At 63.3% G+C, this 13,896-nt stretch carries 15 protein-coding genes; 10 read left to right on the top strand and 5 right to left on the bottom strand.

Features of this window, described 5'->3' with window-relative positions:
• From BGO62_RS03335 to BGO62_RS03325, 3 genes are all read left to right on the top strand, one after another.
• Window positions 1-919, top strand: a 919-nt coding sequence (locus BGO62_RS03335) for an ATP-binding cassette domain-containing protein (RefSeq protein ID WP_296639311.1), incomplete at its 5' end; no start/stop codon positions are given.
• Window positions 920-929: 10 nt separating this feature from the next.
• Complete coding sequence (locus tag BGO62_RS03330) at window positions 930-2,309, top strand: diguanylate cyclase (protein ID WP_296639310.1); 1,380 nt, start codon at window positions 930-932, stop codon at window positions 2,307-2,309.
• A gap of 103 nt (window positions 2,310-2,412) precedes the next feature.
• Window positions 2,413-2,859 carry a YhcH/YjgK/YiaL family protein gene (locus BGO62_RS03325; RefSeq protein ID WP_296639308.1) on the top strand — a complete coding sequence of 149 codons (447 nt, stop codon included), beginning with the start codon at window positions 2,413-2,415 and terminating at the stop codon, window positions 2,857-2,859.
• A 2-nt stretch (window positions 2,860-2,861) separates the two neighbouring features.
• On the opposite strand, the gene BGO62_RS03320 is transcribed toward BGO62_RS03325, so the two are convergent.
• On the bottom strand, window positions 2,862-3,065 hold the full coding sequence (locus BGO62_RS03320) for a SlyX family protein (protein WP_296630085.1): 204 nt from the start codon (window positions 3,063-3,065) through the stop codon (window positions 2,862-2,864).
• A complete protein-coding gene (locus BGO62_RS03315) occupies window positions 3,062-3,607 on the bottom strand; it encodes a TlpA disulfide reductase family protein (protein WP_296639305.1) in 546 nt (181 codons plus the stop codon). Before BGO62_RS03315 ends, BGO62_RS03320 begins: the two co-directional genes overlap by 4 nt.
• Here BGO62_RS03315 and BGO62_RS03310 point away from each other — a divergent pair.
• Entirely contained in the window at window positions 3,606-4,019 is a 414-nt protein-coding gene (locus BGO62_RS03310; RefSeq protein WP_296639301.1) for a CopD family protein, read from the top strand. The two genes, BGO62_RS03315 and BGO62_RS03310, sit on opposite strands and share 2 nt — an antisense overlap.
• 107 nt (window positions 4,020-4,126) lie before the next feature.
• Complete coding sequence (locus BGO62_RS03305; RefSeq protein ID WP_296639299.1) at window positions 4,127-5,374, top strand: THUMP domain-containing protein; 1,248 nt, start codon at window positions 4,127-4,129, stop codon at window positions 5,372-5,374.
• Between the two features lie 114 nt (window positions 5,375-5,488).
• Here BGO62_RS03305 and BGO62_RS03300 read toward each other — a convergent pair whose 3' ends face one another.
• The 3 genes from BGO62_RS03300 to BGO62_RS03290 all read right to left on the bottom strand — a co-directional run bounded on the left by BGO62_RS03300 (window position 5,489) and on the right by BGO62_RS03290 (window position 10,257).
• Window positions 5,489-7,594 carry a hypothetical protein gene (locus tag BGO62_RS03300; protein ID WP_296639297.1) on the bottom strand — a complete coding sequence of 702 codons (2,106 nt, stop codon included), beginning with the start codon at window positions 7,592-7,594 and terminating at the stop codon, window positions 5,489-5,491.
• Between the two features lie 242 nt (window positions 7,595-7,836).
• Entirely contained in the window at window positions 7,837-8,964 is a 1,128-nt protein-coding gene (locus BGO62_RS03295) for a PilT/PilU family type 4a pilus ATPase (RefSeq protein ID WP_296639295.1), read from the bottom strand.
• A 249-nt stretch (window positions 8,965-9,213) separates the two neighbouring features.
• The gene (locus tag BGO62_RS03290) at window positions 9,214-10,257 is read right to left on the bottom strand and encodes a type IV pilus twitching motility protein PilT (RefSeq protein ID WP_296639293.1); all 1,044 of its coding nucleotides are present in this window, start codon (window positions 10,255-10,257) and stop codon (window positions 9,214-9,216) included.
• 87 nt (window positions 10,258-10,344) lie between these two features.
• Between BGO62_RS03290 and BGO62_RS03285 the strand changes: the two genes are divergently transcribed.
• From BGO62_RS03285 to BGO62_RS03265, 5 genes are all read left to right on the top strand, one after another.
• The gene (locus tag BGO62_RS03285; RefSeq protein WP_296639291.1) at window positions 10,345-11,052 is read left to right on the top strand and encodes a YggS family pyridoxal phosphate-dependent enzyme; all 708 of its coding nucleotides are present in this window, start codon (window positions 10,345-10,347) and stop codon (window positions 11,050-11,052) included.
• On the top strand, window positions 11,045-11,860 hold the full coding sequence (gene proC, locus BGO62_RS03280; RefSeq protein ID WP_296639289.1) for a pyrroline-5-carboxylate reductase: 816 nt from the start codon (window positions 11,045-11,047) through the stop codon (window positions 11,858-11,860). Before BGO62_RS03285 ends, proC begins: the two co-directional genes overlap by 8 nt.
• Window positions 11,857-12,432 carry a YggT family protein gene (locus BGO62_RS03275; RefSeq protein WP_296639287.1) on the top strand — a complete coding sequence of 192 codons (576 nt, stop codon included), beginning with the start codon at window positions 11,857-11,859 and terminating at the stop codon, window positions 12,430-12,432. Before proC ends, BGO62_RS03275 begins: the two co-directional genes overlap by 4 nt.
• Complete coding sequence (locus tag BGO62_RS03270) at window positions 12,419-12,739, top strand: DUF167 domain-containing protein (protein WP_296639286.1); 321 nt, start codon at window positions 12,419-12,421, stop codon at window positions 12,737-12,739. Before BGO62_RS03275 ends, BGO62_RS03270 begins: the two co-directional genes overlap by 14 nt.
• Window positions 12,736-13,896: dynamin family protein (locus BGO62_RS03265; protein WP_296639284.1), on the top strand; the 1,161-nt coding region annotated here is incomplete at its 3' end. The genes BGO62_RS03270 and BGO62_RS03265, both read left to right, overlap by 4 nt.

Raw genomic sequence — 13,896 nt, 5'->3', positions numbered from 1 at the left:
GAAGGAAGCGCGGCTGGAGACCGAATCCAAGCAGGAAGCCGGCCGCATCAAGACGATGAAGCAGGAACTCGAATGGGTGCGGCAGAATCCCAAGGCGCGCCAGGCCAAGTCGAAGGCACGCCTGGCGCGTTTCGAGGAACTGAACTCGGTCGAGTACCAGAAGCGCAACGAGACCCAGGAAATCTTCATCCCGGTCGGCGAGCGGCTGGGCGACAAGGTGATCGACTTCCACAACGTGAGCAAATCCTTCGGCGACCGCCTGCTGATCGACAACCTCTCCTTCAGCGTGCCGCCCGGCGCCATCGTCGGCATCATCGGCCCCAACGGCGCCGGCAAGTCGACCTTCTTCAAGATGATCACCGGCCTGGAAAAACCTGATTCCGGCGAAGTCGAGATCGGCCAGACGGTGAAGCTCGCCTACGTCGACCAGAGCCGCGATGCGCTGGCGGCCGACAAGACCGTGTTCGACGAAGTCGCCGAGGGCCGCGACATCCTCACCGTCGGCCGCTACGAAACGCCGTCGCGCGCCTACCTCGGCCGCTTCAACTTCAAGGGCGGCGACCAGCAGAAACTGGTCGGCAACCTGTCCGGCGGCGAACGCGGCCGCCTGCACCTGGCGAAGACGCTGATCGCCGGCGGCAACGTGCTGCTGCTCGACGAACCGTCGAACGACCTCGACGTGGAAACCCTGCGCGCGCTGGAAGACGCGCTGCTCGAATTCGCCGGCTGCGTGCTGGTGATCTCGCACGACCGCTGGTTCCTCGACCGCATCGCCACCCACATCCTCGCCTTCGAGGGCGACTCGCAGGTGGTGTTCTTCCCCGGCAACTACCAGGAATACGAGGCCGACAAGAAGAAGCGGCTGGGCGAGGAGGGCGCCAAGCCCAAGCGCATCCGCTACAAGCCGATCAGCCGCTAAGCCTCCGCGCGTGATCCCTTCCAGCCCGCTTGTGTCCTCGCGCAGCCTGCCGTTGGCGGCCGGCGTGCTGGCGGCATGCACGGTCTGGCTGCTGCTGCAATCGTTCGTCTGGCTGGAGCGGGACCGCAGCCGCCAGGCAGAGCGCGCGGTGCTGCAAGCCGAGGCCGCCACTGTGCGGGCACGCCTGGAATCGGAACTGAATGCCACGCTGTCGCTGAGCCTGGGCCTGTCTGCTTTCGTGCTGTCCAAGCCGGATTTTTCGCAGGCCGATCTGGCGCAGGTCGCGGCTTCGCTGATGCGTCTGCAGCCGGCGATCCGCAGCGTGGCAATGGCGCCCGACAACGTGATTCGCTTTGTCTATCCGCAGGCCGGCAACCAGAAGGCGCTCGGACTGCGCTACCTGGACACGCCCGCCCAGCGCGATGCGGTGCTGCGCCTGATGCGCGAACAGCGCCCGGTGACGGCGGGGCCGATCGAACTGGCGCAGGGGGGCGTCGGCATCATCAACCGCATCCCGGTCACGTTTACCCGGCCCGACGGCTTGCCGCATTATTGGGGGCTGGTTTCGGTGGTCATCAATCCGCTTCCCGTATTTGAACACGCAGGCATTCGAGCCGATGCGCGCAGCGGAGTGCGTTACGCCTTGCGCGGCAAGGACGGCCTGGGGCCGCTGGGCGAGGTTTTTCTCGGCGATGCCGCGCTGTTCGGCGATGCCGAGGCGGTGTTGATGGATGTCGTCATTCCGGGCGGCCGCTGGCAGTTGGCGGCGCGCGCAGCCGCACCGCCGGCGGGGCAGGGGGTCTGGATACAGGGGCTGCTGGCGGCGCTGGCCGCCGTTGCGGGCGCGCTGACCGCCTACACGGTGTCGGCGCACCAGCGCATCCGCAGCATGGCGCTGCACGACCATCTTACCGGGCTGGCCAACCGCCATCAGTTCAACCTGCGCGGGCAGGACATGTTTGTGCAGGCGCAACGCAGCCAGCGCCCCCTCAGCCTGCTCAACATCGACATCGACGATTTCAAGTCCATCAACGACACGTATGGCCATGCCGCCGGCGACGCCGTCCTGATCCAGGTCGCGAACCGGCTGCGCGCCTGCTGCCGCGAGTCCGATCTGCTGGCGCGGGTGGGCGGCGACGAGTTCGTGGTGCTGCTGCCGGACACCCCGCCTGGGCCGTCGCTGGACGCCCTGCTCAAGCGCTTGCGCGCGGCGATCGAGGTTGTGTTGCCCGGCGCCGACGTCCCGCTCGGACTGCGCATCAGCATCGGTGTGGCCACCCGCAGCGAGAGCACCCCCACGCTTGAGGCCCTGCTGCGGCAGGCCGACGAGGCGATGTACCGCGCCAAAGGCCTGCTGAACAGCCTTGCGTATCGGCAGGCCCGAGACTGAGCGTGGCGCACGAACTGGGTATTGCCCGGTCGATCGGCGCCGACACCGCCGCCGGTTTCTGCGACGCCGCCAGGCTTCGCCCATTCAACAAGGTTTATCGCCCATGATTCTCGACACGCTTGCCCGGGCTGACCGCTACCGCGCCTTGCATCCGCTGTTCGCGCGCGCCTTCGCATTCCTGCGCAGCGCCGACCTGCAGGCCTTGGCGCCCGGCAGGCACGCGATCCAGGGCGAACAGCTTTTCGCCATCGTCGAGGCATGCGCCGGGCGCACGCGGGCGGAGGCGAAACTGGAGTGCCATCGCCGCTACATCGATATTCAGCTGGTGCTGCAGGGCATTGACGAGATGGGCTGGAAGCCGGTTGCCGCCTGCCTGGACCCGGCAACGGATTACGATGCCGGGCGCGACATCCGCTTTTTCAACGACGCGCCCGCCAGCTGGATCGCCACGCCGCCGGGCGCGTTCTGCCTGTTCTTCCCCGACGACGCCCATGCGCCGCTGGTGGGGCCGGGCATGATCCGCAAGGTGGTGGTGAAGATCGCGGTTTAGTTTCAATAGTGCGGCGGGATTTCGTCGCGCAGATTGCGCGCCTCGTCCGGCAGCGCAGCCTGCAATTGCTGGTGCAACAGGCGCAGCTGCTGCTGCAGCAAATCGAGCTGCCCCTGCTGGCGAATCACCGTCTGGTTGAGCGTCTCGATCATGTCTTCGGCAAACGCAAGCTTGGCTTCAAGTTCGTTGAGGCGGGCGTCCATCATCGGTTTCCAGGTTGTGTGGCCGGGTTCAGCAGCGGCGCGATGAGTTTTTCCAGCCGCGGATAATGCACCTGTCCGGCAATCCTGTGGCGTATGCGGCCCTCGCTGTCGACGATGAACGAGGTCGGCACGCTTTTCACGTTGCCGAATGCGTGGGTGACCGAGGCATTGGTCGGCGCAGCCATGAAGGCGTATTCCTTGTCCCGCATCCAGACGGCGATTTTTTCCGGCGGGTCGTCGACGCTGATCGAGACGACCTCGAAGCCTCTTTCCCGATAGTCCTGCCAGAAACGGTCGATCACCGGCTTTTCCTTGCGGCAATACGGGCACCAGGTCGCCCAGAAGTTCACCAACACCACCTTGCCCCTGAGGGAATCGCTGGTCAGCGCCCGGCCATCGGGCAGCATCACCTGCCAGGGCGGGGCGGGGCGGTTCTCATCGCTGACGTCGGCCGGCGGGCGAAACCACAGGTACGCGATCAAACCCAGTAAAATCAGGGTCAGCGGACTTGGCGTCCATTTCTTCAAAAAGGCTTGTCTATCCATGCTGTGGCTGAAGTCGTTTCATATCGTGATGGTGGTGAGCTGGTTCGCCGGACTGTTCTACCTGCCGCGCATCTTCGTCAATCTGGCGATGGAAACCAACGATGCCGCCTACGACCGCCTGCTGCTGATGGCGCGCAAATTGTACCGGTTCGTCACCCCCATCATGTGGCTGACGCTGATTACCGGCGTCTGGCTATGGCTGGCGTACTGGCTGCCGACGATGGGCTGGCTGTGGGCGAAGCTCGCGCTGGTCGGCGGGCTGATCGGCTATCACCATGTCTGCAAAAGCCTGTTGCGCGCATTCGAAGCCCGTCGGAACACGAAATCGCACACTTGGTTCCGCTGGTTCAACGAAATCCCGGTGATCGTGCTGCTGGTCGTGGTGCTGCTAGTCGTGCTGAAGCCGTTTTAACTTCTTTTTTCATCCGCGAAGGACGCGAAGAAAACCGAAAGCGATTCTTGTTTTTCCTTCGCGTTTCTTCGCGTCCTTCGCGGATAAATCGTTCTTGAGAGCATTCCTTGAAACCCGAACCCCGCCGTAAACCTGCGCCGCATCCCGTCCGCCCCGAGCGCGAGGCATTGCCGCCTGCCAGCCATTTCGCCACCTGCCCGCGCGGGCTGGAGGAACTGCTGGTCGCCGAACTGACCGCCGCCGGCGCGCAGGTGGTGCGCCAGCTGCCCGCCGGCGTGCTGTTCATGGCCGACGCCGCCGCCGAGATGCGCGCCAACCTCACCTCGCGCATCGCCACCCGCATCCTGCGCAAGGTCGGCTACACGCGCTACCGCAAGGAAGAACACATCTACCGCGCCGCGCTCGACCTGCCGTGGCCGGACTGGTTCGACGTGAAGAAGACCATCGCGGTCAAGGTCGGCGCGCAGAACGCGCCGCTGAAAAGCCTCAACTTCATCACGCTGAAGATCAAGGACGCGATCTGCGACCGCTTCCGCGAGGAAACCCGCGAACGCCCCAGCGTCGACACCGAAGCGCCCGACGTGCCGGTGTACGCCTTCTTCACCCCGGACGCGGTGACCTTCTACCTCGACACCTCGGGCGAGCCGCTCTTCAAGCGTGGCTTCAAGCGCGAGGCGAGCGCCGCGTCGATCAAGGAGAACCTCGCCGCCGGCCTGTTGCTGCTGTCGGGTTGGGAACCCGGCACGCCGTTGCTCGATCCGATGTGCGGCGCCGGCACCATCCTGCTCGAAGCCGCCGACCTAGCGCTGAACCGGGCACCGGGGCGCAGCCGCCACTTCGCTTTCGAGCACTACCGGGACTTCGACGCCGCGCTGTGGCAACGCATCAAGGCGGAGGCGAAGGCGCAGGAAAAGCCGCTCACCCGCCTGCCGATCTTCGGCGCCGACCACGACCGCTGGGTGCTCGACAAGGCGCGCAACAACCTCGCCGCCGCCGGCTACTTGGAGGCCATCGAGCTGAAAGTGTCGGACGTGCTCGACCTCAAGCCGCCCACCCCGGTCGGCACCATCGTCAGCAATCCGCCCTACGGCGAGCGCATCGGCGACGTCGAGGACCTGGCCGACTGGTATCCGCTCTTGGGCGACTGGCTGAAGCAGAACTTCGCCGGCTGGGACGCGTGGCTCATCTCCGGTGACCCGCTGCTGCCGAAGCTGATGGGCCTGAAGGCCAGCCGCCGCATCCCGCTCTTCAACGGCCAGATCGAGACACGCTTCCTGCAGTACAAGCTGATTGCGGGGTCGATGAAGGCGAGAAAATCAGACGACGGGCAGTCGGCCAACAGCGAGGGCTCCTGACCCCACCTGTTTCTTGCGGTAGTTTGGGGCGCCCATTCAGGGCGTAGGTGTCGGAATCGAGAGGGGCGAGCGATGGGAGGCGAAAACGGGGGGGACTGTCCCTTGTTGTCGTCCTTACTTTTGGCGCCCCCGTTTTTTGGACGCGCTTGCCTCTGTTTGTCCAGTTGAGTAAAGACGGATATGCACATCTAGCTGATGGTCCAGCGCAATGTCACCCGCATCAATCTTGCTCGGGTTCCGTAGCTTTGATAGCACACTGGTCAAGGTCGTTGCTGTAATTTTCAGAATTACTTTGCCCTGGAAATAGAACTCCCGGAAAGCTTCAAGCTCCCGGCCTTTCATGAGCCCCGCCTGCTTGTCCCGGCAGACTATGAAACCCATGTTCCCGTATTCTCTCGTGAGATATCCGTTCACCTGCCGGTACTCTTCGATGCCAACCTCTTCGAAATTCTTCACCTCAAAAATCACCTGCCTTGTTTGGTAGTCATCGCGGATACGCTTCCAAAACCCATCAATCCCCTGATTCGTTGCGACGATGTCTCGTCTCTGTACCGCGGATTGATTAGGGTGGAGCTGGACATTGGTAAGCTCTTTGGCAAAGGCGATCTCAACGACTCTCTTGCACCAGTCCTCAAATTGCGCGGCGCCCTCTGTGCCTAACGGAATCGCAGTCAGTTCTGAAATGAGCCGACCCAAGCTTGTCGCCCTCTGCTCAGCACTTTGAGAATGAATGGTGATCTCATACTCGTCAAATATCTGTTCCGCTGCGCCGGGCTCCAATTCGTCCCTTTGGAGGTTAAGCGCATTCCAATAGCACGGGTGAATCATCAAGACGTCGTCCGATGACGTTACTTTGTCGGGCCGTTTTCCGTCATGGGAAAAAACCCAGCTGCTACTTTGGCGATCCTGTATTCCTAGGAAGCCGACGCCATAGAGAGCTTTGACGACATCCTCTTCGGCGCCCAAGATTCTCAGGTGCTGCAGCGCCTTTCCGTCGAGGTCCGGGTCATCGAGCACCTTACGAATGGTCTTGATCCCGTCCTGGAGAGAGAACTGTGCTGGTCCATTGGCGAAGGAAACCGTAACCTGTTTAATTCCAGGAAAAACCGTTTCGTACTCCTTCCCCAGGTCATCGAAGCGGGTGACAGAAATGTGTTTCGATGACTCGTCGAAGTCTTCTTCAATTAGAGTCTCTCTGCGTTGTCTACGGGCATGCTCGATCGCCGCATTCAGCAGTGCAATAACGTCCCGCGGGCGATACAGCGTAAGTCTGAGGCATTTCTTAAATCCCTCTCTTCCATGTAGCTCGTTAGCCGTAATGGCATTCCAGACCTTGATATCGCTCTCTCGCTCCACTTTGAACGCGGCGCGGATGCGCTTGCATACCATGTAGAAGAGTTCTTCCGGATCCCAATGGAGCCGCAAAACCTGGCTTTCCAGGTTCCGCGAAAAATCCTTGTCTTCAACCTGGACGGCACGGAAGATGTTGTCCCTCAGAAAGACAATGGCCCTGACATGATCGCCTAGGGCACTCCTAACCTCATCGGTTCCATAAAGAATGCCGTCCACGATTCCTATGCCGACCGTGTCCGGCTCGTACCCCTCATCCAGCCTGTCGATTAGGATTATCAGATCTTGCTTCAATGATTCCGTCAGCTTGACCACTTCCTCCGTAATACGATTTAGCTGAAGTAACGACGAGAGGTCCGCGATCCTATCTTCGGGGTCTTTAATACCCTGGAGCCTCTCGCGCAGCACGTGGCGAAGCCTCTCGAAAAGGCATGTTCCACGCGACGTCCAGGCTTTGAGATGCGTACGCAGCGTCTCGTACTTCTGTACTTCCCCAGCCAACTTGTAGTTGTTCTGACATATTGCTGCGATCTCCATGAGCAATGCGTATCGCCACGCCAGCTTGATGCCTGCACGAATCTTGGAAACGGTATCACCGAATAACCCTGCGGCCGGCCGGAGCCCAATTACTTGTTCCTCCGATGGGGCGATGACAAGCCTCAGGTTTTTCCGCGCAGCCCAATCCTTCGAGAGGCGGTAGGTCAAAGCACTCTTGCCCGTCCCCCGTCGCCCGACAGCTATGAAACGATCGCGACTCTCGAACAAAGTCCTGTAGTTCTGGGATTCGAAGAACGATTCATCCAGCATCGCATGATCGTGCTCCGCACGAACATCCCCAAAAACGTTTACTTTTGTCATAACGATTTCCAAGTGAACATCCGCATGTTAATCGTACGCTCGGTGGCCGGAAAGAACAGCGCGCCTTAAGCGCACTGGGAACCCTAATGGCGCGCTACCTAGAGACCGACGAATAATAAAAAATGGACCATGGTATCGCGGTGATCGCGAGCGACTGATAGGGCTGTACGTCGACCCCCAAGCGTTGCTTCATCAGGCCGAAACGAAAACAGGGTGCAACGCACCCTGTCTTTACTTCGCCTGTGGAACGCCCGTCAGACGATGTCAAGGTGATCCAGCCCCGCCATCATGTCGCGCCCCTTCGCTTCCTGGCCGTGCAGCTTGATCTGCAGGCGCAGGTCGTTGAGGCTGTCGGCGTTCCTTAGCGCGTCCTCGTAGGAAATCATCCCGGCCTCGTAGAGGTCGAACAGCGCCTGGTCGAAGGTCTGCATCCCCAGTTCGCGCGATTTCGCCATGATCTCCTTGATCTCGTGCACGTGGCCCTTGAAGATCAGGTCGGCGATGAGCGGCGAGTTGAGCAGGATCTCGACCGCGGCGACGCGGCCGGTGGTGCCCTTCCTCGGGACCAGGCGCTGCGAGATGAAGCCCTTGAGGTTGAGCGACAGGTCCATCAGCAGCTGGTCGCGCTTTTCCTCGGGGAAGAAGTTGATGATGCGGTCGAGCGCCTGGTTGGCGCTGTTGGCGTGCAGGGTGGACAGGCACAGGTGGCCGGTTTCGGCGAAGGCGATGGCGTATTCCATGGTGTCGCGGTCGCGGATTTCGCCGATCAGGATGACGTCGGGCGCCTGGCGCAGAGTGTTCTTCAGCGCGGAGAACCAGTTGTCAGTGTCGATGCCGACCTCGCGCTGGGTGATGATGGATTTCTTGTGCTCGTGCACGTATTCGATCGGGTCCTCGACCGTGATGATGTGGTCGCAGGCGTTTTCGTTGCGGTAGCCGACGAGGGCGGCCAGCGAGGTCGATTTGCCGGTGCCGGTGCCGCCGACGAAGATCACCAGGCCGCGCTTGATCATCGCGACGTCCTTGAGGATGGGCGGCAGGTTGAGGTCTTCCATCTTCGGAATCTTGGTGTTGATGGTCCGCATCACGACGCCGACGCGGCCCTGCTGCACGAAGACGTTGACGCGGAAGCGGCCGATCCCGGGCGGGCTGATCGCGAAGTTGGATTCGTTGCTCGCCTCGAAGTCCTTCCACTGCCGCTCGTTCATGATCGAGCGCGCGAGTTCGCTGGTGTGCGCGGGGGTCAGGCTCTGGTTCGACACCGGGGTGATCTTGCCGTCGATCTTGATGGCGGGCGGAAAGCCGGCGGTGATGAAGAGGTCGGAGGCATTCTTCGTCAGCATCAGGCGCAGCAGGTCGTGGACGGTTTTTTCGGCGTTCATCGAAGATCCTTGAAACAATGGTTGGGCGTGCCTGATGGCGCGTCTGGGCGGGTGCCTGCCGCGAAACGACGAGGCAGCAGGCAGCTGCCTGCAACGAGGAGCGACAAAGGCAGGTGCGCGACCGGGCGTGTCAGCGGGCGCGCAGCGGACTCGCGATGGGCAAGCAGGTTATTGATGGCAGGGATTTGAGTATGCATCGTGCGATTCGAACGGTGATCAAGCGGTCAACCATCGTTTCGAGGATCTGTCTCAACCCAGGAACGCATCTTTGTTCTGCGCCGCATTGCGCGCCACGCCCGAGGAAATGACATTGCGCTTGACCAGGTCCTGCAGGTTCTGGTCGAGCGTCTGCATGCCGAGGTTGCCGCCGGTCTGGATCGACGAGTACATCTGCGCGACCTTGTTCTCGCGGATCAGGTTGCGGATCGCCGGGGTGCCGATCATGATTTCGTGCGCGGCGACGCGGCCGTTGCCGTCCTTGGTCTTCAGGAGCGTCTGCGAGATCACCGCGCGCAGCGATTCGGACAGCATCGAGCGCACCATTTCCTTCTCCGCCGCCGGGAACACGTCGACCACGCGGTCAATGGTCTTGGCCGCCGACGAGGTGTGCAGCGTGCCGAACACCAGGTGGCCGGTTTCGGCGGCGGTGAGCGCCAGGCGGATGGTTTCCAGGTCGCGCAATTCGCCCACCAGGATGACGTCCGGGTCTTCCCGCAATGCCGAGCGCAGGGCGTTGCTGAACGACAGCGTGTGCGGCCCGACCTCGCGCTGGTTGATCAGGCATTTCTTGCTCTGGTGGACGAATTCGATCGGGTCCTCGACGGTGAGGATGTGCGCGTACTGGTTTTCGTTGACGTAGTCCATCATCGCCGCCAGCGTGGTCGACTTGCCCGAACCGGTGGGGCCGGTGACGAGAACGATGCCGCGCGGCTGGTCGGAGATTTCCTTGAAGATCGCCGGCGCGTTGAGCTCTTCCAGCGTCAGCACCTTGGACGGAATCGTCCGGAACACCGCGCCGGCACCGTATTGCTGGTTGAAGGCGTTGACGCGAAAGCGTGCCAGCGAAGGGATCTCGAACGAGAAGTCGATTTCCAGCGTTTCCTCGTACACCTTGCGCTGGCTGTCGTTCATGATGTCGTACACCATGCGGTGCACGTCCTTGTGGTCCATCGGCGGCAGGTTGATGCGGCGGATGTCGCCGTTGACGCGGATCATCGGCGGCAGACCCGCCGACAGGTGCAGGTCGGACGCCTTGTTCTTGACGGCAAATGCCAGCAGTTCGGAAATATCCACGCGTGCCTCGTTCAGTGTTGGATGGGGTTTTGTCAGATAATAAGCGCTATGGATAACGGCCCGAAAACACGCAAACTTGAGTCCGGGATGACGGCTGCGGATTCCACGCCGGCCGAGCGTTTGCATGCCGTGCAGGCGCGGATTGCGGAGGCCGCCGCCGAGGCGGGGCGCGCGCCGGCGGCGGTGTGTCTGCTGGCGGTGAGCAAGACCTTCGATGCGGCGGCGGTGCGTGCCATGGCAGCCTGCGGCCAGCGCGAATTCGGCGAGAACTATCTGCAGGAAGCGCTGGAAAAGCAGGCCGCCTTGCGCGATCTGCCACTGATCTGGCACTTTATCGGGCCGATCCAGAGCAACAAGACGCGGGCAATCGCCGAGAACTTCAGCTGGGCGCACGGCATCGACCGCCTGAAGATAGCCGAGCGACTGTCGGCGCAGCGCCCGCCCGCTTTGCCGCCGTTGCAGGTGTGCATCGAGGTGAACGTCAGCGGCGAGACGAGCAAGGGCGGGGTGGCTCCGGCCGAACTGCCCGCGCTGGCGGATGCCGTATCGAAGTTGCCGGGGCTGCGGTTGCGCGGGCTGATGGCCATCCCCGCGCCGGCGTCGGACATGGGCGCGCAGCGCGCGGCATTCCGGCAAGTGCGTGAGGCACTGGATGCGCTGATTGCGCGCGGCCATGCGCTCGACACCCTGTCGATGGGCATGTCGGCCGATCTGGAGGCGGCAATCCGGGAAGGTGCGACCATCGTGCGGATTGGCACCGCATTATTTGGCGAGAGGACAAAAAGCCATGCATAAAGTGAGTTTCATCGGCGGCGGCAACATGGCCGCCGCCATCGTGGGCGGCCTGATCGCCAGCGGCAGCCAGCCCACTGATATCGAGGTGGTGGAAATCAATGCCGATGCGCGGGCGCAATTGTCCGCGCGTTTCGGCGTCGTGACCCACACCGACCTGTCGCAGGCGCGGCTGCACCCCCTGGTCGTGCTGGCGGTGAAGCCGCAGACCCTGCCCGAGGTGGCGGCGGCACTGGCGCCGCGCCTCGCCGGCCAGCTGGTGGTGTCGATAGCCGCCGGGGTGCGGGTGGCCGATCTCGCCCGCTGGCTGGGAGGGCACGAGCGCATTGTGCGCGCCATGCCCAACACCCCGGCGCTGGTGCAGGCCGGGGTCGCCGGGCTGTTTGCGCCGCCTGCGGTCGGCCAGGATGCGCGTTCGCAGGCCGAGGCGGTGCTGCGTGCCGTCGGCGGCGTGGTGTGGGTGGAGGACGAGCCGCAGCTGGATGCGGTCACCGCCGTTTCGGGCAGTGGCCCGGCCTATGTGTTCTATTGCATCGAATCGCTCGAAGCCGCAGCCGTGGCCCAGGGCCTGGCGCCTGCCACCGCGCGCCAGCTGGCGCTGCAGACCTTCTTCGGCGCAGCCAAGCTGGCGCTGGAGTCGGGCGAGGAACCCGCCGTGCTGCGCCAGCGCGTCACTTCCAAGGGCGGCACCACCGAACGCGGCATAGCCGCGCTGGAGGCGGCGGCGGTCAAGCGTGCCGTCGGCCAGGCAGTGGAAGCGGCCAGCCGGCGCAGCGCCGAGCTCGGCGACGAACTGGGGCGCCTCGCATGATTTCGGGCGCATTCGCTTTCCTCGTCCAGACGCTGGGCAACCTGTTCGTGATCGCGGTATTGCTGCGCTTCATGATGCAGCTGTTCCGGGTGCCGTTTCGCAATCCCTTCGCGCAATTCATCGTCGCCATCACCGATTTTGCGGTGAAGCCGTTGCGCCGGGTGGTGCCGGGCCTGTTCGGCCTCGACTGGGCATGCCTGGTGGTGGCGTTGCTGGTCGAACTGGTCGTGGTGACGACGGTGTACTGGCTGGACGGCTTTCCCTTTGCGCTGGCCGGCGCCAAAGTGTGGCCGGTGATGCTGGGGCTGGCGGCGGTACGGCTGCTGAGCCTGGCGATCTACCTGATTATCGGCCTGACCCTGGTGCGCGCAGTGCTGTCGTGGGTCAACAGCAATACACCGCTGATGCCGGTCGTGTATGAATTGACCGAGCCGTTCCTGCGCCCGCTGCGGCGCATCGTTCCCATGGTCGCCCAGGTCGACCTGACCCCGCTGGTGCTGTTCATCGTGTGCCAGCTGGTGCTGATGGTGCCGGTGCTGGCGCTGGAGCGGGCGTTGCTTGGCGCGCTTTGAGGATGAACCTGCCCCGGTCTGGGCGCGCCGCGACGCTGCCGGCTGGCTGCTCGAACTGCATGTGCAGCCGGGGGCGAAGCGGACTGCCGTGGTCGGCGAACATGGCGGCCGGCTGAAATTAAAGATTGCCGCGCCGCCCGTCGATAACAAGGCGAATGCGCATCTGCTGGCCTGGCTTGCCGCGCAGCTGGGGGTGCCGAAGTCGGCGGTGCGCCTGGTGCGGGGCGAAAGCTCGCGGCAGAAAACCGTGGCGGTGTGCGGCGTCGACGCGCCCTGGCGTGAAATCGGAAAAAACAGTCAAACATGAGCATCCACCTGGAACAGGAAGTCGCCGAGTACAGCGAACGGCGCTTGCGGCTGGCGACCGCGATCACCGACTACGCCGACTGGCTCGACCGCCAGCACGGCATCGACGCCGAGCGTACCCTGCGGCTGGCCGATACCGCGTCCGGCCTGCGCCAGGACAAGCTGGTGGTGGCGTTCGTCGCCGAGTTTTCGCGCGGCAAGACCGAACTCATCAACGCCCTGTTCTTTGCCAACCACGGCCAGCGCCTGCTGCCGTCCGACCCCGGGCGCACCACCATGTGCCCGACCGAACTGTTCGCCAGCCCGGATGAAATGCCCAGCCTGTGTCTGCTGCCGATCGAAACGCGCCGCCGCAGCGAATCGCTGGCGCGCTTGAAGCACATGCCGGTCGAGTGGTGCCGGGTGCTGCTCGATCCGAGCGATCCGCGGCAGCTGCAGGAAAGCCTGAAAAAGCTCACCGAGACCAAATCGATGCCGGCGGTGGACGCCATCGAGCTGGGGCTGTGGAACAGCGAAGACGCCAGCGAGCGCCACCTGCTGCGTGCCGACGGCACCGTGGAGGTGCCGGCCTGGCGCTATGCCATGGTCAATTACCCGCATCCGTTGCTGCAGGCCGGACTGACGATACTCGATACGCCTGGGCTCAACGCGCTGGGCGCCGAGCCCGAACTCACGCTGTCGGTGATTCCCAATGCGCATGCGGTGATGTATCTGCTGGCGACCGATACCGGGGTGACGCGCTCGGACCTGGAAATCTGGCAGAAGCACGTGCATCGCCACGCTAACTACCACGTGGCGGTGCTGAACAAGATCGACATGCTGTGGGATGAGCTGAAGAGCGATTCCGAGGTGCAGGCCAGCATCGAGCGGCAGGCCGAGGAAACCGCGCGCGTGCTGAAGCTGCCGCGCAGCCGGGTGTTCGCGGTGTCGGCGCAGAAGGCGCTGGCGGCCACGATACGCGGCGACGCCGCCCTGCGCGTGCGCTCCGGCATCGAGTCGCTGGAATACCTGCTGGCGCACCAGGTGATCCCGGCGCGGCGCGACATGCTTTATCACGCGGTCAGCCGCGAGGTGGCCGCCCTGCTCGACGAGAGCCGGGTGGATCTGGCCGCGCGGCTCAAGCGCAGCAGCGACGAGCTGATCCAGCTGATCCAGCTG

Source organism: Thiobacillus sp. 65-1402 (assembly GCF_001897685.1).
GTDB lineage: Bacteria > Pseudomonadota > Gammaproteobacteria > Burkholderiales > Thiobacillaceae > Thiobacillus.
This window is presented reverse-complemented; position numbering and strand designations above follow the sequence as displayed.